General features: G+C 46.4%; 22 protein-coding genes. 18 read left to right on the top strand and 4 right to left on the bottom strand.

All coding sequences use genetic code 11. From position 1 onward, the window contains the following. Positions 1 to 353 precede the first annotated feature (353 nt). The 5 genes from LACZS1_RS04785 (at position 354) to LACZS1_RS04805 (ending at position 6,306) form a co-directional block, all read left to right on the top strand. A complete protein-coding gene (locus LACZS1_RS04785) occupies positions 354 to 1,118 on the top strand; it encodes a lysophospholipid acyltransferase family protein (RefSeq protein WP_070650636.1) in 765 nt (254 codons plus the stop codon). Next, positions 1,115 to 1,954: a glycosyltransferase gene (locus LACZS1_RS04790; RefSeq protein WP_070650642.1), complete on the top strand. Its 840-nt coding sequence runs from the start codon at positions 1,115 to 1,117 to the stop codon at positions 1,952 to 1,954. The genes LACZS1_RS04785 and LACZS1_RS04790 overlap by 4 nt, the downstream gene beginning before the upstream one ends. Next, a complete protein-coding gene (locus LACZS1_RS04795) occupies positions 1,955 to 2,911 on the top strand; it encodes a glycosyltransferase family 8 protein (protein ID WP_070650635.1) in 957 nt (318 codons plus the stop codon). Next, positions 2,908 to 3,780 (top strand): lysophospholipid acyltransferase family protein, encoded by an 873-nt coding sequence (locus LACZS1_RS04800; protein ID WP_070650634.1) that lies wholly within the window; start codon positions 2,908 to 2,910, stop codon positions 3,778 to 3,780. Before LACZS1_RS04795 ends, LACZS1_RS04800 begins: the two co-directional genes overlap by 4 nt. A gap of 231 nt (positions 3,781 to 4,011) precedes the next feature. Then, positions 4,012 to 6,306, top strand: coding sequence for an alpha-galactosidase (locus LACZS1_RS04805; protein WP_070650633.1), 2,295 nt, complete (start codon positions 4,012 to 4,014; stop codon positions 6,304 to 6,306). A 111-nt stretch (positions 6,307 to 6,417) separates the two neighbouring features. Here LACZS1_RS04805 and LACZS1_RS04810 read toward each other — a convergent pair whose 3' ends face one another. The 4 genes from LACZS1_RS04810 to LACZS1_RS04825 form a co-directional block, all read right to left on the bottom strand. Beyond that, on the bottom strand, positions 6,418 to 6,543 hold the full coding sequence (locus tag LACZS1_RS04810; protein WP_257789391.1) for a hypothetical protein: 126 nt from the start codon (positions 6,541 to 6,543) through the stop codon (positions 6,418 to 6,420). 13 nt (positions 6,544 to 6,556) lie between these two features. Next, entirely contained in the window at positions 6,557 to 6,865 is a 309-nt protein-coding gene (locus tag LACZS1_RS04815) for a hypothetical protein (protein ID WP_010489241.1), read from the bottom strand. A gap of 349 nt (positions 6,866 to 7,214) precedes the next feature. After that, on the bottom strand, positions 7,215 to 8,363 hold the full coding sequence (locus LACZS1_RS04820; protein ID WP_070650632.1) for a tyrosine-type recombinase/integrase: 1,149 nt from the start codon (positions 8,361 to 8,363) through the stop codon (positions 7,215 to 7,217). Positions 8,364 to 8,488: 125 nt separating this feature from the next. Next, on the bottom strand, positions 8,489 to 9,115 hold the full coding sequence (locus tag LACZS1_RS04825; protein ID WP_070650631.1) for a helix-turn-helix transcriptional regulator: 627 nt from the start codon (positions 9,113 to 9,115) through the stop codon (positions 8,489 to 8,491). 140 nt (positions 9,116 to 9,255) lie between these two features. On the opposite strand from LACZS1_RS04825, the gene LACZS1_RS04830 reads away from it, so the two are divergent. The 13 genes from LACZS1_RS04830 (at position 9,256) to LACZS1_RS04890 (ending at position 16,731) form a co-directional block, all read left to right on the top strand. Continuing rightward, positions 9,256 to 9,531, top strand: coding sequence for a helix-turn-helix domain-containing protein (locus LACZS1_RS04830; protein ID WP_070650630.1), 276 nt, complete (start codon positions 9,256 to 9,258; stop codon positions 9,529 to 9,531). Between the two features lie 65 nt (positions 9,532 to 9,596). Beyond that, the gene (locus LACZS1_RS04835) at positions 9,597 to 9,818 is read left to right on the top strand and encodes a hypothetical protein (RefSeq protein ID WP_070650593.1); all 222 of its coding nucleotides are present in this window, start codon (positions 9,597 to 9,599) and stop codon (positions 9,816 to 9,818) included. Between the two features lie 104 nt (positions 9,819 to 9,922). Beyond that, positions 9,923 to 10,120 carry a hypothetical protein gene (locus LACZS1_RS04840; protein ID WP_274804464.1) on the top strand — a complete coding sequence of 66 codons (198 nt, stop codon included), beginning with the start codon at positions 9,923 to 9,925 and terminating at the stop codon, positions 10,118 to 10,120. A 46-nt stretch (positions 10,121 to 10,166) separates the two neighbouring features. Beyond that, complete coding sequence (locus LACZS1_RS04845; protein ID WP_274804465.1) at positions 10,167 to 10,457, top strand: hypothetical protein; 291 nt, start codon at positions 10,167 to 10,169, stop codon at positions 10,455 to 10,457. After that, the gene (locus LACZS1_RS04850) at positions 10,454 to 10,642 is read left to right on the top strand and encodes a hypothetical protein (protein WP_013245606.1); all 189 of its coding nucleotides are present in this window, start codon (positions 10,454 to 10,456) and stop codon (positions 10,640 to 10,642) included. The genes LACZS1_RS04845 and LACZS1_RS04850 overlap by 4 nt, the downstream gene beginning before the upstream one ends. Continuing rightward, positions 10,626 to 11,438, top strand: a complete 813-nt coding sequence (locus LACZS1_RS04855) for a bifunctional DNA primase/polymerase (protein WP_070650590.1) — start codon at positions 10,626 to 10,628, stop codon at positions 11,436 to 11,438. The genes LACZS1_RS04850 and LACZS1_RS04855 overlap by 17 nt, the downstream gene beginning before the upstream one ends. 3 nt (positions 11,439 to 11,441) lie before the next feature. Continuing rightward, entirely contained in the window at positions 11,442 to 13,034 is a 1,593-nt protein-coding gene (locus LACZS1_RS04860) for a DNA primase family protein (protein WP_274804472.1), read from the top strand. Between the two features lie 320 nt (positions 13,035 to 13,354). After that, on the top strand, positions 13,355 to 13,690 hold the full coding sequence (locus LACZS1_RS04865) for a phage head closure protein (RefSeq protein ID WP_274804466.1): 336 nt from the start codon (positions 13,355 to 13,357) through the stop codon (positions 13,688 to 13,690). 4 nt (positions 13,691 to 13,694) lie between these two features. Beyond that, positions 13,695 to 13,874 carry a hypothetical protein gene (locus LACZS1_RS04870; RefSeq protein ID WP_070652062.1) on the top strand — a complete coding sequence of 60 codons (180 nt, stop codon included), beginning with the start codon at positions 13,695 to 13,697 and terminating at the stop codon, positions 13,872 to 13,874. Beyond that, complete coding sequence (locus LACZS1_RS04875) at positions 13,871 to 14,293, top strand: DUF8602 domain-containing protein (protein WP_274804467.1); 423 nt, start codon at positions 13,871 to 13,873, stop codon at positions 14,291 to 14,293. Before LACZS1_RS04870 ends, LACZS1_RS04875 begins: the two co-directional genes overlap by 4 nt. Positions 14,294 to 14,409: 116 nt before the next feature. After that, entirely contained in the window at positions 14,410 to 14,880 is a 471-nt protein-coding gene (locus LACZS1_RS04880) for a phage terminase small subunit P27 family (protein WP_274804468.1), read from the top strand. After that, positions 14,877 to 16,586: a terminase large subunit gene (locus tag LACZS1_RS04885; protein WP_274804469.1), complete on the top strand. Its 1,710-nt coding sequence runs from the start codon at positions 14,877 to 14,879 to the stop codon at positions 16,584 to 16,586. The genes LACZS1_RS04880 and LACZS1_RS04885 overlap by 4 nt, the downstream gene beginning before the upstream one ends. Next, entirely contained in the window at positions 16,561 to 16,731 is a 171-nt protein-coding gene (locus tag LACZS1_RS04890; RefSeq protein ID WP_168165291.1) for a hypothetical protein, read from the top strand. The genes LACZS1_RS04885 and LACZS1_RS04890 overlap by 26 nt, the downstream gene beginning before the upstream one ends. Position 16,732: the final 1 nt, after the last annotated feature.

Below are 16,732 nucleotides of genomic sequence, written 5' to 3' on the forward strand. Positions count from 1 at the left end.
ATAAAAAATGAGCGTAAACTTAGTAGGAGATTGAATGAAGCTGCTTAAAGTTGATAAATCAGGCCCTTTTGATTGAGCAATCACTCATAGAGCTTGCATTTAGGCTTGACTAACTTTGCTAACGCGTTATGCTGTTAATGGCTCAGGAAATGCGGAAGTATTATGATTGGTGTTATTAATAATGCGAATGCGGTTCTTGGCTTGAGATGGTAGTGGCTTATATGCGCTCCGTAAACGCATTTGCAGTCACAGAAGCCTGCTTTAAGAGTCTTGGATGCAGCCATCCAAGGCCACTTTACATGAGCTTTTAAGCGGGCCGGTTCACGCTAAGCACAACGAGGAAGGGGATTCTGATGGCAAAAGTTTTGACTTATCGGCGGTTGACCGATGATGTTGTTGCAGCGCCTAATCAAAATTCCGCCATCCCTGCTAATTATCGGTGGCAGCCTACGCGTGGGTTTCGACTCAAAGCAGATCTTGTTTATGGCGGATCATGGCTGTTTGCCCAAGGTTACTGTCGCATAAAGCTGCATGTTCGCAATCGGCAGGTTTTTCGTCAAGCAGCCGGTCGCGGCTATTTTGTTTATGGGAATCATACTCAGCCGTTTGGGGATGTTTTCACACCGATGCGGGTGAATCAATCACGCCGAGTATTTACATTGGCGTCTGCTGCGAACTTGAGCGTCCCGGTTCTTGGTCGTCTAGTACCTTATGGCGGGGGTGTCTTGGTTCCACGGCGCTTACATCAGTTGCGTGACTTCAATGCCGAAATTCGCCAGCTTATTCAGGCTAAGCATGTTGTCATGATTTATCCTGAAGCCCATGTCTGGCCGTATTATACCGGCATCCGCCCATTTGAGGCCGGTGCGTTTCATTATCCTGTCGAACTTGATGCGCCGGTTTTTGTGACCACCATGACGTATCAAAAACGCCACTGGCGGCGCAAACCGCGGCGGATTTTATACGTTGATGGTCCTTTTTGGCCTGACTGCGAGCTTCCAATCAAGTTGCGGCAAGAGGCGTTAGCAGGTCAGGTAAAAAAGACCATGGTTGCCCGTGCCTCTTTAAGTAATGCCGAGTATATTCGGTATCAGCAGAAGGAAGGGACATGTCCGTGACGACGAATATTTTGTTTTGCGGAGATGCCAACATGACGGATGGCGTTTTGATTGCTACGTTGTCGTTAATGCGGCAGTCTCGTCAACCGTTGCACATTTTTATTTTAACGGCCGAGCTGAACGTCAAGAACCACCACTACCAACCCTTTTCCGCCGCCACGGCTGAGCGGATGGCGAAGCTGATGCAGGCACAGAATCCGGCGCATCAACTGACGCGGATTGACATCACGGACCAGTTCTTGGCTAATCCACCGCTTGCTAACATGGGCACGATGTTTACGCCTTACTGTATGCTTCGGCTGTATGCCGATTTAGTGCCGGAGTTGCCCGATCGCGTATTGTACCTGGATACGGATGTGATTTGCCGCCGCCCGTTTGATGCGTTTTACAATCAATCAATGACGGATGTTGATATTGCCGGTGTCCTAGATCATTATGGCAAATGGTGGTTTCATCATCGGCTTGCCTGGTTCGATTATCTTAATTCCGGCGTGCTGTTGATGAATCTTGCCCATATTCGGGAAGATGGTTTGTTGGTTCGGTGTCGGCGGCTGGTTCGGCATCGCTGGCTGTTCATGCCGGATCAAAGTGCTTTGAACATAAAGGCCAAATTTAAACGAATCATGCCGCAAAAATATAACGAGCAGCATCAGCTTAAACCGGATACCGTCTTTCAACATTTCACGACTTTTTTTCGTTTCTGGCCGTGGTTTCAGATTATCACCGTCAAGCCTTGGCAGATTCAGGCCGTGCATCAGCAGCTAGGTTTACATGAATATGATGATTTGTTGGAAGACTACCGCCATCTCGCACCTAAATTGAAAGAAGTGTCTTGAATGACCAATACGACCACAGTTCCAATTTTCTTTTCGGTAGATGATGGGTATGTCCCTTGTCTGGCCGTTGCGCTAACCTCGATTCGGGCCAATAAAAATCCCCAAGTTGATTTTGAGATCAATATTCTTAACAGCGGCTTATTGGCGGAGAACCAAAAGCGACTGGCGGCATTGGCAGCACCGCACTTTAAGATCCGGTTCATTGCGATGGATGCAGTGACCAAACAAATTAGTGGCGACACAAATAAGTTACGCGGTGATTATGTCACATTGACAATTTATTTTCGGTTGTTCATTGCCGATATGTTTCCGCAATATGATAAAGCTATTTATATCGATGCAGATACGGTGGCGGATGGGGATCTAACTGCCTTATTTGCAACGGATATGGGCGATCATTTATTTGCCGGGGTGGCTGATCCGGTGATGATGACTTATCCGGAGACGATCGAATACATCCAGCGTGATTTTGGCGTTCAACCAGGCGAATATATTAATTCTGGTGTGTTATTGATGAATCTGGCTCAGTTGCGGAAGGAACACTTTTCAAGCCGTTTCCTGCATTTGCTGAAAACGTATCATTTTACGATGATTGCGGCTGATCAGGATTACATTAACGTCATTGCCCAGCATAGGATCAAGTACTTACCGAAAGTCTGGAACATGCAAACCGGCGTGCCGACCGCTGCAGAACCTGGTGGTAAGCTGATTCACTATAATCTTTTTGGTAAGCCGTGGCACTATCAAAATGCCAAGCTAAGCGACCGGTTTTGGCATTATGCGCCGGCTTCCGGTTTTGAAAACGATTTGAAACAGCAGTTAGCGGCGTTTACCCCCGCTGATCAGCAAGCCGATCGTGATAGTATGGCCGGTATGTTGAAGACGGCAGTTCAAGCTTGTCATACAAGTAACACCGTTTTAAATGCCGTCAATCACGGTGAACAGGTGGCGCTATGAAATCGGGGAAGTTTGTCGGACCGGATCGGGCGGCGGTGATTGACAACATTCGCCGAGCGGTTACTGCCAAAACGTTCAACGTCAAAGTCGAACAGCATGATCCGACTTTTTCTGAATCAGAAGAAACGGCGATTATCAACCGCTACCTCCATCAGCGGCAGGCGTGGTCGTTTCGGCTCAAAACATTGATTTGCCGCCTCATGGTGAATGCTTATGCGTTGCGGGTGACAAAAGATGTCGACGTTGTTGGCATTGACAAGATTCGGTCCATTAAAAGCGGCGGAGTCATTACCAGCAACCACTTCAGTCCTTTTGAAAATATGGCGGTACGTAAAGCAGTTCGATTGGCGGGCCGTCATCGGATGTATATCGTGAGTCAGGATACGAACTTGGCCATGAAGGGGTTGTTGGGATTTGTCATGAACTACGATGACACGATTCCGTTGTCCGGGCGACCAAGTTTTTTGAATGGGCCGTTTATGCAAATGCTGACGGCGGCGTTTAACGGGCATCATTGGGTTCTGATTTATCCAGAACAGGAAATGTGGTTTAATTACCGCAAACCGCGGCCACCAAAGCGCGGCGCTTATTTTTACGCCGCGTCGGCCAAGGTGCCGATTATTTCCTGTTTCACGGAAATTCGTGATCTGCCAGCTCGGGAAAATCAACAACTGCGGGAAGTTCGCTACATTCTTCACGTTCTTGATCCCATTTATCCCGATCCCAAACTATCGGTTCGCGACAACAGTTTTCAAATGATGGAACGTGATTACCGGCAAAAATGTCGGGCCTATGAAGCGGCCTATCATCGAAAGCTGACGTATACTTTTTCAACAAAAGATATTGCGGGCTGGGATCCGCAAAAATAAACAGAAGCCGGGAGCTGTTTTCAAAATTCTGAAAGCAGTTTCCGGCTTTTGTGATGAGGCGACTGGTGTTATTTCTACGATTGTAAACATCTTGCTATTTAAGCGAAAATATTCGCCGGCAAGTGTCTGGTGCTGGTTTGGAAAATTCATAATTGCTTTTTCAGAAAACAACATTTGTACTCATTCTATGCTATAACGAAGGTAATGAACAAAATCAAAGGGGGATCTCAATTGATCGACGTTATTCACGATCATGCCTTTCATTTATACAATCAGAAAATCAGTTACCTGTGTTCGCTGTTGCCAAATGGGCAGCTTGGTCACCTTTATTTTGGGCCGCGACTTTCATTGACAGATACGGACTTAGATTATTTGTCCCAAGGTTCCAGTCCGTATGCCTGGATGGCTAACTTTTCTAATGACCAGCCATTTGCTTTGGGTGATGCCCAGCAGGAGTATCCGGTTTACGGCACGGGCGATTTTCGGCAAGGCAGCTTAAGCGTGACTCAGGATGATGCGCCGGTGTATCCGAATTTTGTATTCAAAGATTATCGTATCAGTCACACGAAAATGCGTGATCTGCATCATCCGACCAGCTTTGGTAACCCGGCTTTGACTGATGTTTTGACGATTCATCTGGAAGACGAAACGGCACAGTTGTTACTGACGTTGCAATATACCATCTTTTCCGACAGTGCGGCGGTGGTTCGGGCTGCGACTTTGACCAACCAAGGCTCTGAACCGGTCATGATTCAACGGATGCTGAGTGGGGTCTTGAATCTGCCGCAGAGTCGATTTGATGTTGTGCATTTATCTGGTAATTGGGCAAAAGAGCGGCATATTCAAACTCAACCACTAACCCAAGGTACATTTTCGGTCGAGTCGTTACGCGGAGCTTCCAGTCATGAACAGAATCCTTTTGTGGCCTTACATGCTGTCAATCGGTCGTTTACCAGTGGTGACACTTATGGCGCCAACTTGATTTATTCCAGCAATTTCTTGGATAGCATCGAGGTCAACGAGTGGGATCAGACGCGGCTACTAATCGGTATTCATCCGGCATCTTTTAGTTGGCGTTTGGATCCGAAGACCAGTTTTACCACGCCTGAAGCAGTTTTTAGTTTCAGTTCCGGCGGGCTTGCCGGACTAGCACAGGTCAATCAGCGGTTTGTAGCGCGGCATATTATTGATCCGCAATGGCGCCAAAAAACGCGTCCAGTGGTATTAAACAGCTGGGAAGCGACCTATTTTGACTTGAATGAACAAAAGCTGTTGCGCTTAGCCAAACTCGGGCGTCAAGTCGGAGTGGACTGTTTTGTCCTTGATGATGGTTGGTTTGGGACGCGTGATAACGATCTGAGTTCACTTGGTGATTGGTTTACCAACAAGCACAAGTTTCCGGACGGACTTGGCCATTTTGCGCAGGAGATTCACGACCTCGGATTGCAGTTCGGTCTGTGGTTTGAACCGGAAATGGTATCCCCGCGGTCGCAGTTCTTCCAGAAGCACCCGAATTGGGTTGTCCGGCCAAAACGCGGACGCTTCTCGATCACCCGCAATCAGTATGTGCTCGACTTCAGCAATCCGGCGGTCGTCAACAATATTTTCGATCAGATGCAAAAAGTCATCACCGAAACGCATCTGGATTACGTTAAGTGGGATCTGAACCGAAGTATCACCGAGGCATACTCGCCTTATCTGGCTAAAATCGGCCATCCGCAAGGCGAATTTTTCCATCGCTATGTGCAAGGCGTCTATACGCTTTATCAGAAATTGTTGACGGCATTTCCGCAGCTGTTGATTGAAGGTTGTGCTGGTGGCGGCGGACGGTTTGACTTGGGCATTCTTTTTTATAGCCCACAGATCTGGACCAGTGACGATTCCGATGCCATTGAGCGGCTAGCCATTCAGTCAGGAACGGCGCTTGCCTATCCATTAAGTTGCATGAGCAATCACGTTACGGCTGTGCCGAATGAACAGGTCGGACGGACAACGCCATTGGCAACTCGTTTTCGCGTTGCAGCGTTTGGCATTTTAGGCTATGAACTTGATTTAACCAAGCTGTCACCAAAAGAATTGGCAACGATCAAGGACCAGATTTCTTACTATCATGATCTGCAGCCGCTTGTTCTAAATGGCGACTTCAGCTTATTGTTGCCGCGTCAATCCAATGGTCAGAATCAGGTGGCGTGGTTGTTAAGTGATCACGCTCGCAAGCGACTGGTTTTAGGGTTCTTCCGCGTCCTTGCCGATGCCGACAGCCGGACAGTGCAATATATGAAAATACCGTTAGCCCAGCCGAATCGCCGTTATTGGGTGAACGGTCACACCGGCCCGATTTCCGGTGATGTCCTTCAGCGGGTCGGCGTCCGCTTACCAATTCAGTTTAATGGTGCCAACCGTGAGCAAGCCCAACTCATTGGTGACTACCAGTCTGCCTTGTTGACGTTTGACGGGGTTACCGATATAAAGGCCATTAATCGACGGCGTGAAGAAGAAGGCAAGGAGAAAGTTGGCCACGTCTGAATAATTTTAGCGCATGAAGACTGTTGAACATTAAAAAACACCTGCAGTCGTGACTTGTTCCTAAATTTAAGGGCAAGTTGCAACGGCAGGTGTTTTGCTTTTTTGATTGACTTACGATCGGCGACGCTTGGTCAAAAGCAAAATACCAGAGACAAGACTCATGCCACTGGCGACAACGCCGAGACTGCCGGCGATGATCGTGACGATTGCAATCGGTCGATGCTCGATCTTCTTCATGCGCGCCTCCTTTCTAATGTTGGGCTGGGTCGTAGCTGATTACAATGCACGAATCCTGATTGGGATTTTCAATCCGTTCGTCACTTGATTCATTATTAAGCAGGTCCGGTTCATCGCTATGCCGGAACCTGGCTTGGAAAATGGTTTCATCGTTGATTCGTTTGATATAGCGTGCCGCGGCACCCGGACTTACGAGCTGAATGGATGTTGCCTGACCGTTATTAACGGCATCATTCAGTTCGGCGAGCGTGCCGGCAAGTTCGTCGTGCGAAAAACCGGCCGATTCGAGAATGCTGATTAAGGTGGTAACTTCATGATTCATAGCTGTTCCCTCCTGAGCGTTCGCCAGCCCGGTTTCTGCGACTACGAACGCGTTAATGTAAATGAGTTATAACTCTTTTGAATTGGCTTTATTATTTTACCAAAACACGGCTAATCTGAGGTGATTTTTAGCTCGGAGAAGGGCGTGAAGTGCACTTTTTGTGCACTTCACGCCAAAAACAACCCCAAATACCCGCAAACAAAAAGTCCCGAAACGCTGATTTAGCGGCATTTCGGGACTAACGGAAAGTATCGGAAAGCTTAATAATGGAGGTGAGGAGTCTCCAATCCCAGTGCCTCTAACTACTGATACAACAGCATTTATGCGGTGGCCTAAATGCAAATGTTACCTAAAATGTTACCTGTTCCATATATTCGGCCAATTTGTCGATGCCGTCTCGAGCGTCTGACTGATTCATGCCGGCATATATGCGAAGCGTTACATCGGGCGTAGAATGACCAGCAAGTCGCTGTACAGTGGAAACATCAACACCGCTGCGGATCATATTCGTTACAAAAGACTTCCGCAGACCGTGTAGCGTGATTCGTGGTGTTAGATGGTTTGCTTCGATGATGCCTTTCAGCCACGTGTTGGGTCTGTTAATGCCTAACCGCCTATCAAAGTGTTCTGGCGATGGAAACAGTGGTCTATCATCCCGAATGCTGACAACCTTACTTGTATCAAGTAACGCTATCCACTTTTTAAGCTGTATTGTCACTTTCGGCGTTAATGGTATTGTTCGCATACCCGCGGTTGACTTGGTGCCTTTAATTGATTCCTTACCATTCAGACCAGTTGCATAGGCTTTATTGACTGACAGTGTGGACGTTTTGAAATTAACATCTGATACATTCAGGGCACATAGTTCCTCACGCCTGATACCAGTGCTAACCATCAGCAGAAACATTGTGTACTTCTCTGGATCAGCATTAGGATCAATGCAAGTTAGGAATTGGGCGACTTGCTTGTTATCCCAGTAAACTGGTGGCTTTCCAGATCCTACCCCGCGTGGCAATTCCACACCGTCTGCGGGGTTCTTTTCGATGTACTGCATCTTAACAGCAAATGAGAGTATCTTTTTCAAATAAATGAAACGTTCCTTGTATGCCTTGGTGGTTGTTTCTCGCCAGTGACTGACAGCACTTTGAATGCTGCCGGTTTTTATAGCGGTAAGAGTTTTGAAGCCAAACATAGGGATCAAGTGGTTATGGAAAAGCTGTTTTGTCTTATAGGCCGTACTTCCTTCCACAGTCTGAACATAGATCGGCCACCATTGATTATACAAATCACTAAAGGTCTGAACCGGTGGGGTAGTGTCGTTTTCATCATATAAACCATTAGCCACGTCTAGCTTGAGTTTTGACTCTAGTAGACGTGCTTTTTGCATGCTTTGAACATTGCGAACAATATTCTTGCGTTTTCCAGCAATAAGCCCAGCGTTGACCGTTACGCGGTAGCGGACTGCACCAGACTTAAGCTTTACTTTCTTAATTGCCATGTTCTTCTCCTATCCGTCACGCTGGGCAGGCGGTGTTAGATTGGAGAGTTTTCCCCGAAATTGGGGAAAAGGTGGCGGCCTAGAATTCGGCCATGATATTAGATATAGAAACTAAACGCAGCAAGCTATACACGATAAAAATCACTGTTTAGCTCCTTTAACACAGATTCAAGTGTAGCAGTTTCTTCGGGTGCAATTTTCCCTCGCGTTTTTTCGATAATATCATGCAGTTTTACATTAGCTGCATCAGTCCATCCAAAATAAAGCATATAAGGATTCTTGATATTCTTCCGGCGCTCATTATCCCATTCAGAAAAGGGATCTACATTCAACACTGTTTTATCTTTTGATATATTTATGCGGTATTTATTAAGAGCACTTTCTCTTATAGTTCTGGTATATCGTGCTATATCAGAAATTTCAGAGTAGTTTCCATTCTTCCTAAAATCATCAATAGTTTCCGCAACGAATAGACGTTCTTGATCAGCTTGGTTTTCGGATTTGTCCTGCTCATCTGCACGTCTTTCACTGTCATATTGTGCCCAATCATCGTCTGTTAAATCATAGCCCTGCAAATATGGAACAGGTGCTTCAAGAATTTGAGACAATTGTTCCCATTGCTTAACATTGGGCTGTGTTTTCCCCCGTTCGTAGGAACTTATAGTTTGGCGCGTTTTCATTTTCATTTTCTTGGCGAGATCGCCTTGACTTAATCCGGCACGCTCACGTGCTTCTTTTATTCTGTTATTCAATTTGATGGCCCCCCTTTATGAGTTGAGTATAGCCAAAATGACCATAGTGCGCAAATATTTTTTAACTAGGGGTTTACATGTTAAATATAGCGTGCTAAAGTTAATTCGTGTTAAATATTAATTGCTAAGGAGGCGAAAAAATGACAACAAGAGCAGAGATCATTCTACCTGATGATTTCGATACCGTGCTGGATCATAAAATTCAGCTGGCAGTTGTTCAAGCAGTTGACCGAATGAAGACCGAGGCAGATAAACCGGAGCGATATAAGCTAGGCGAAGCAGCTCAAGCAGCTAACATTTCAAGAAATACGCTGTCTAAGTGGATTAGAGAAGGGTTGCCCGTATCAATCGTAGGTAGTACCAAGCGAATCAAGCGAGTGGACTTGGAAAAATTTATGGAAGGAAAAACCATTTAACTACGCTGGGCAGGCGGACATGTAAGTAACTTATGGCAGGTGCAAAGCATCAGGAAGGAAACATTATGAATTTATTTAGTAAAGAAGAGATAGCGCTAGATCACGAGCTTGGAAATTTGATAGACGACATTAAGCTTAACGTTCATGCCATTGCAGAAGACAGTACAGTCACGGTTGATGGCAAGTATATCCCCAATAGCGAGCTGGCCGTTACGACTGCAAAAGAGTTGCTGCGGGTATCGGAGATCCTAAAGCTTTATGAAAACGAGGACGATGCCGATGATTAGCATTATTACGTGGCTACTAAGCCACCCGCTCACCGTTCCTGCTTTCTGCATGGCATTCATGGTCGGCAGCGTGTTTGGAGCGTACCTGCAATTTCGAGAGGATGATGGCCTTGGTAAAAATGGTAAATAGCAAGTATGGATGGACGTGGCCGCAGTTTGTAAAGGCTGATGCTGATTGTGATCGATATTGGGAAGCCCAAAAAGCCGAGAAACGTTCGCTAAACGAGGCCACAAAAAAATCGCCAAGAGTGGCACCTCAAGGCGAGAAGAAGACAAGCGAAAAGATATATATTCCTTTTTAGCTTGCCTCTAGGTAGATACTTTGTCAAGAAAAATGGAGGCATTAATATGAAAAATGTTTCAACTACTGTTAAGAAGCCATTAGATTTGAACAACACACTGTATGAATTACGCAAAGCACAAGGATCACTGCTCGCTCTTTGCACCATGCTTGACGAATTCGGCGAATCCGTTTGCTGGTTTACTGACAAGCAAACACACGATAACGCGTTAATGGTAGCTTGTGCTGCATCTAGTGACTTTGATACATGGAAATTCGTAATCTACGGTGCTCGAGACATTATCGCTGATCAGATTGCTGCCCTTGATCCTCCGGAAGATGATGAGGGGGAAAAATGATGAAGGAAGATTACTATACAACCGCTCAAGCACTTTTAAGCGATACAAGTGCAATGGTGAATATCTTGCGACATCAGATCAATAATGAACAGCAATCAGCACTGGCCGACACAGTCGCTGACATGATCATTGATGCTCGTCGTCTACTTATGGAGGGAGATGCTGTCGATGGTCGACGTGCTTAAAATAGCGCTTGGTTATCAGCAGCACGGCTTTGCAGTCTATCCACTTGCGCCAGAGACACGAACACCACTTGCTGGTTCGCATGGATACAAAGATGCCACCAAAGATCCAGAACAAGCCAAGAAATGGTGGGGCGAACATCCTAATTATAACATTGGTATTGGCTTAGACGGTGTGCTGGTATTCGATATCGACATGGGGCATAAAAGCGAAGTCAATGGCAATGAGTCGTTGGCTAAATTGAGCGCTGATGGTCGTGCTGGTCAAATTCCTTCAACGTATGTGGAAACCACCCCAAACGGTGGACTTCATATCTTCTTCACCTACCCAAAGGAATTAAAACTTACCAGCCGATCGGATCTGTTCTCTAAGAATGGTGAGAAAACTGGCCTTGACTATATTGCGACTGGTGTACCGGTTTTCCCTAGCATTCGCGAGAACGGCATGTATCAACCACTAAAAGGCCATAAGATTACCAAACTAGCACCAGCGCCTCAGTGGTTACTTAATGAGATTCAGCGCCAACGTCACCCAATCGCGAGTGATTATCACAGCAACGCAGATTCGTGGTTTGGACATTTTATTAATCGTCTGGTAGATGGTACAGATGAAGGCAACCGCAACCAGTGGCTGGCAAGCATCGCCGGTTCAGTCTTCCGTTCTGGCGCCGATCCAGATAACTGTGCCGATCTCATTCAAACTGTCAATCAGCGCTACGTTCGGCCTCCCTTGCCTAATGGCGAGCTAGTCAAAATCATCAATTCAATCAGCAAGCGCGAAATTGCGCGCCGAAGTTAGGTGGTGAAGCATACGGATAGTTTGAAAGAAGAATTAAACAAGTCGCCTGAGTTTACTCAGCTCAAAGTCATTTCTAAGAGCACATTGGAACCATTTGACGTGAACAAGTATCCAGATCCGCCAGATAAATCTGAAAAAGGAATTCGAGCGTACAACAAGGAACTGGCGAAAAAGCTACCCAGTTGGCTAAAAGTGTGGTTTCAGTCAGAACAGAAAGATGAAAACGATCCTAAAAGTGTTACCGTTCATCGGCACATCAAGGTGGACTTCTTAGCCTATGGATATCACTTCATGGATAAAACACGGGTAGAAAGTTTTCCCGGGTTGAGTGAAGGTGCCATATATGAGCCCAGCAAAGGGACATGGCGCACATTTGGCAAGGGCGAGTTCACTAAGACCACCGAGAGCCGAACCACCAAAGAGATGCTCAAATGGGGACTGTATCGTGAAAGTGATATTACAGGCGCCAGACGATTCTTGCAACGTATCAGCTATAACGAGGAATACGGCAAGCGATCACCATTTGATGAGAACCCACATCCAGAACTAGTTGCATTCGCTAACGGCACATACAGCATACTGACCAACAAGATGCAGGAAAGTAGCGCTGACAATTACATGCTGAACGCTCATGAGTACGCGGTCGATCCAGATAGGGACGATTGCCCAGAGACTGAACGACTGCTTGCAGCTATGATGGGCGATGCCGCGATCACATTTGAGGAATTCATCGGTTATATGTTCTATCGGTCTTATCGTCCATTCCAAGCGTTTCTGTGGTTGTATGGTACCGGCGGTGAAGGTAAAAGCACACTTATTCGCAGAATTACTAACCTCATCGGGCGTGACAATGTGTCAGCATCAAAGCCAGCAGACCTTGCCAATGGTGACCGTCGTTTCGAAACAGCCAACCTATACGGCAAGGAAGCTAATATCGTGGCAGATGTTGGGGCGGATTACCTCAAGAGTACAGCCGTGATTAAGTCGCTAACTGGTGGTGATTATATAGCAGCCGAGTTTAAAGGCATTCAGAACTTTAAGTTTATGAATTATGCCAAGCTACTGTTCAGCGCCAATGAAATGCCCGCATTCAGTGACCATAGTAGTGGTTTTGCTGATCGGGTGACCGTGATCAAGATGATTAATGGTGACACCCGACACACACACTGGTGGGATCAGTTTGACGATGCCAAGATGGACGAAGAAACGCCACGCTTCGCTATGAAATGCATGCATATGTTTGCCAAGGCGCTTAAAAGCGGTGGCCTAACAAAGCCTGATTCGGTAGTAAACGCAAGCCAAGAGTGGCTGGACGCAAACGATCACTTTAAAGAATTCCTTGACCAGTACGCTGAAATTAACCTAAATGATGATCGTGGTGAGGCATCCACAGTGGTTACGGCTGAATACAAACGTTTTTGCCAAGACAACAACTATATGGACAAAACGACGACACAAGCCATCACCAAGAAACTTGATGCTTACGGAGTGAAAAAAGTAAGCAGTCGCAGAGGGTTTGACAGTGACACCGGTAGTACACGGCGATACATCGGTTTGCGTCTAACGGGATCGCTGCTAAATCCAAGATTCAACTGAAAACAAAATGAATGCCGATATTTTCTGCACTTTGGTGACAACACTACTTGCTCAAGGGATTAGCACGAACATCTTTGGTGACGGGTGTCACAGAAGTTCGGTGACAATCGTTCAATGACTACGCGCTCAACGAATACAGAAAAACAAGTTCGGTGACAGTTGCTATCGATCTTATGTCACCAAAACTTCGGTGACACGTTACCGAAAATATTCGAAGTTCGGTGACAGGAGAACGCTGATATGTAGGCGTTTTAAAGTGTTTGTCACCGAAGTACCGAAAATTTCGCGATTTTACCAAATATTTTTACAGGAGGAATAGCATGAAGAACTATTCAATTGCCCGCCTGAACAAGGTGGCTGAAATCGGTAAGACAGTTAGTCGCAGGACTGGCGCAGGTATTAACATCTCTACATTTGAGCCGACTGGCACCCTGTTCTATGGATCATATAACCGCACTGTTACACAGACCTACCAGATCACCGGCACCGACCTAGCGGACACCATAGCGATCGTGGTACGCCACACTGACGCGCTAGACGACAGTACACAGGTAAAATTTAATGGCACCCTGTACGCGATTCAGTCTATTGCCTACGATGATGATCCCAATGCATTCGATGTTGTGACACTCAAGAAGACAACCAAAGGAGCTTAGAACTATGAAAGAATTTGAATACACAGCAAGCGATAAAGAAGTTAACCGTATCATTGAAATGTTTATGTTGATACACAAAGCACAGATTAAACACATCCAAGTATACGCCGCACCAGATGACCTGATCACCGTACGCATTTATTACCAAGGTGCAGATCCTGAAACGGCAGGCGTATTGGCATGATTATGAAGCTGTGTAACCATGCTGGGTGCAACACCATGGTGCCGTTTAATCAGCGGTACTGTGATAAGCACCAGCCAGAACCACGAGCGTCCGACAACGAACGCTATGCATATCGCAAAGCAATCGGTGGTCGTTACTTTAAGTTCTACAAGTCCAAAGCGTGGCGCAAGCTGTCTTACTCGTATCGTCTAGCACATCCACTGTGTGAACGATGCCAAGCAAACGGCTTATATGTGCAAGCTCAAGTGGTAGACCATCGCGTTCCGATACGCGTGGACTGGAGCCGCAGACTGGACGAGACCAACTTACAAAGTCTGTGTAATGCTTGCCACGGAACCAAAACGAAAGTAGAAGACGCGGCACGCTACCCCCACATAAATACGGGGGCTAGGTCATCTAGTCATGGGAACCAAGCATAGGAGTTTCGATGTTGAAAATCCGTGATAATCGTCATATATTATGTAAACTAGACGTGATGTGTTATAATTAAATTAGATAAGTCTAATCGTAAATATAAAGAAAGGACGTGATTGAGATGGGAGCACCATTGAAATCCATTACGCAAATGCGCGGCACAATGAGCAAAAAGAAGCTCGCAGACCGGCGTGACATGGAAGAATCACTGTTCACCTATCAAGAATTAGTTGACCAACCCCCTGCATGGCTTGATGACTATGCAGTGACTGAATGGCAACGTATTGTACCATTGCTCAAAAAAGACATTCCAGTGAGTGAACTAGATGCTGCCCTGATTGCCAGTCATTGCCAAGCCTATTCTGACATTCAGAAAGCTGCCGAGCTGATTCAAGAACAAGGCATGATGGTTGAAACCACCGATAGTGTGAAAGCTAACCCAGCAGTCAAAATGAAACTGGATGCCACTAATCAGATGATCCGTATTGATGACTTGCTTGGCTTGTCAGTATACAGTCGGGCTAAGTTGGCATTTAAGAACGAGACCAAAAAGAAAACAGACGATCCGTTTGCGGAGCTGGTGTCATCGTGAACTATGCAACTGAATACACCGACAAGGTGCTAAGTGGTGAGATTGTTGCTTGTAAAAAGATTAAGCAAGCAGCGAGACGTTATCGCAGAGATTTGAAAGCCAGCAAGCGCAAAAAGAATCCGTGGCCGTATTACTTCGATGAGGACTTTGCCAACAAAGCCATTGAATTTATCGAACTGATGCCAGCACGTGATGGGTCACCACTCAAACTAGAACTTTTCCAAAAATACTTGGTTTCGGAGCTTTTCGGGTGGAGAGACAAGGCAACCGGCAATCGTCGTTATGATCGAGCTTACATGAGCCTTGCTAGAAAGAACGGGAAGTCGTACCTAATGGCCTGCATCGGCGCGCTGTATCTCCTCATGGAAAACAAGCCAGCCATGAACCGAGAATGTGTCTACACAGCCAACAGCAATTCCCAAGCCCATTTATCCTTCGATATACTGTCTAGTGGCTTGCGTCAGGTCTCTAAGGTATCTAAGTCAGTGCGTGATCGTTTGAAGATCAATCGCAACGAAATTATCGACTTGCCGAGCAACAGCCGAGCTGTTCCGCTTGCATCTGATCTGCACAGCCTAGACGGTTGGCAGGGTGATTTGGCCGTCGTCGATGAGTTCGCCCTGGCTCGTAGCGATGAGATTCTACGAACACTCAAATCCGGCCAGATCAATAGTGACAACAGTTTGCTGGCCGTTATCTCGACCACGGGGCCAGACCTGAATGGTCCTATGTATAAAGAGTATAAATTTGTCTCAAAAGTCTTAACCGGTCGCGAACAAGCAGATCGGTATTTTATTGCCATTTTTGAGCAGGATAGCAAGGATGAAGCCTTTGCACCAGAGACTTGGGAGAAGTCCAATCCACTACTAGCTAATGCTGAAAGAGCTAAAACGATGCGGCCTAGCTTGCAAGCTGATGTTGATCTAGCAGCCAAGCAAGGAACCCTAAGGCCAGTTCTCGTCAAGAACTTTAACACTTGGCAATCAGCCAGAGCAGACAGCTACATCAGTCTGGACGACTGGGAGAAAGCCACTATCGAGCCACCAGACACTAGAGGCAAAGACGTGTATATCGGACTGGATCTCTCTAAGTCTAGCGACCTGACCAGCATCTCGTGGCTAGTTCCAGAAGATGGCTACCTGTATGCCGACAGTCATTCTTTCGTGGGAACGAAGTACGGACTGGAAGAGAAGATCAAGCGTGACGGGTTCGATTACATTGCTGGTGCTAGTCGAGGCGAGTGCAGCATTACCAAACTTGATAGCGGCATGATCGACTATGACGAGGTGCTGTGTTTCATTCTCGACCTGATCGAGCGGAACCGCTGGAACGTGCGTGCCATCTGTTACGATCCGTGGTCATTCGGCTACCTACTACCAGAGTTTGAAAAACGTTACTTTCCAATGGTTGAGGTACGCCAAGGCCAGCGCACGTTGTCAATTCCGACAACTCGCTTTCGTGATGATCTCTTCAATGGCAAGTTAAAGCACCCTGATAATCAGTTGCTGGCCTATGCAGTGAATAACGCCATTTTGAAATATGACGCTAACAACAATCCAATTATCGACAAAGCGCGCAATGCCACTAAGATTGATCCGCTGGCAGCACTGATGAATGCTTACACAATTGCAATGGATTCAATCACGACAACAGAAAACAGTGAGGAGATGAACCGGTTCTATGCGAGCGATGACTTTGGCTTTTAATGTGCAGACCGTGCTGCTATTGCTAGGTCTGATCTGCATGGTCACTGGTATCTGGTGGCTGTTCGGGTTTGGTGTTGGTATGTTAGCAATCGGTGCTGCGCTGGTCTCCATTGCAATCATCATCAACTTCAACAAAGGGAGGTGAA

Origin of the sequence: Lacticaseibacillus zeae subsp. silagei (genome assembly GCF_030770335.1) — a bacterium.
Taxonomy (GTDB): domain Bacteria; phylum Bacillota; class Bacilli; order Lactobacillales; family Lactobacillaceae; genus Lacticaseibacillus; species Lacticaseibacillus zeae.

Bases quoted from the DNA above. Each gene is read 5' to 3' on its own strand.
- LACZS1_RS04840 (WP_274804464.1), top strand. From the start codon at position 9,923: ATGGCCTTGGTAAAAATGGTAAATAGCAAGTATGGATGGACGTGGCCG.
- LACZS1_RS04875 (WP_274804467.1), top strand. From the start codon at position 13,871: ATGATTATGAAGCTGTGTAACCATGCTGGGTGCAACACCATGGTGCCG.
- LACZS1_RS04835 (WP_070650593.1), top strand. From the start codon at position 9,597: ATGAATTTATTTAGTAAAGAAGAGATAGCGCTAGATCACGAGCTTGGA.
- LACZS1_RS04855 (WP_070650590.1), top strand. From the start codon at position 10,626: ATGGTCGACGTGCTTAAAATAGCGCTTGGTTATCAGCAGCACGGCTTT.
- LACZS1_RS04810 (WP_257789391.1), bottom strand. From the start codon at position 6,543: ATGAAGAAGATCGAGCATCGACCGATTGCAATCGTCACGATCATCGCC.
- LACZS1_RS04845 (WP_274804465.1), top strand. From the start codon at position 10,167: ATGAAAAATGTTTCAACTACTGTTAAGAAGCCATTAGATTTGAACAAC.
- LACZS1_RS04865 (WP_274804466.1), top strand. From the start codon at position 13,355: ATGAAGAACTATTCAATTGCCCGCCTGAACAAGGTGGCTGAAATCGGT.
- LACZS1_RS04870 (WP_070652062.1), top strand. From the start codon at position 13,695: ATGAAAGAATTTGAATACACAGCAAGCGATAAAGAAGTTAACCGTATC.
- LACZS1_RS04830 (WP_070650630.1), top strand. From the start codon at position 9,256: ATGACAACAAGAGCAGAGATCATTCTACCTGATGATTTCGATACCGTG.
- LACZS1_RS04800 (WP_070650634.1), top strand. From the start codon at position 2,908: ATGAAATCGGGGAAGTTTGTCGGACCGGATCGGGCGGCGGTGATTGAC.
- LACZS1_RS04815 (WP_010489241.1), bottom strand. From the start codon at position 6,865: ATGAATCATGAAGTTACCACCTTAATCAGCATTCTCGAATCGGCCGGT.
- LACZS1_RS04795 (WP_070650635.1), top strand. From the start codon at position 1,955: ATGACCAATACGACCACAGTTCCAATTTTCTTTTCGGTAGATGATGGG.
- LACZS1_RS04890 (WP_168165291.1), top strand. From the start codon at position 16,561: ATGCGAGCGATGACTTTGGCTTTTAATGTGCAGACCGTGCTGCTATTG.
- LACZS1_RS04850 (WP_013245606.1), top strand. From the start codon at position 10,454: ATGATGAAGGAAGATTACTATACAACCGCTCAAGCACTTTTAAGCGAT.
- LACZS1_RS04880 (WP_274804468.1), top strand. From the start codon at position 14,410: ATGGGAGCACCATTGAAATCCATTACGCAAATGCGCGGCACAATGAGC.
- LACZS1_RS04820 (WP_070650632.1), bottom strand. From the start codon at position 8,363: ATGGCAATTAAGAAAGTAAAGCTTAAGTCTGGTGCAGTCCGCTACCGC.
- LACZS1_RS04785 (WP_070650636.1), top strand. From the start codon at position 354: ATGGCAAAAGTTTTGACTTATCGGCGGTTGACCGATGATGTTGTTGCA.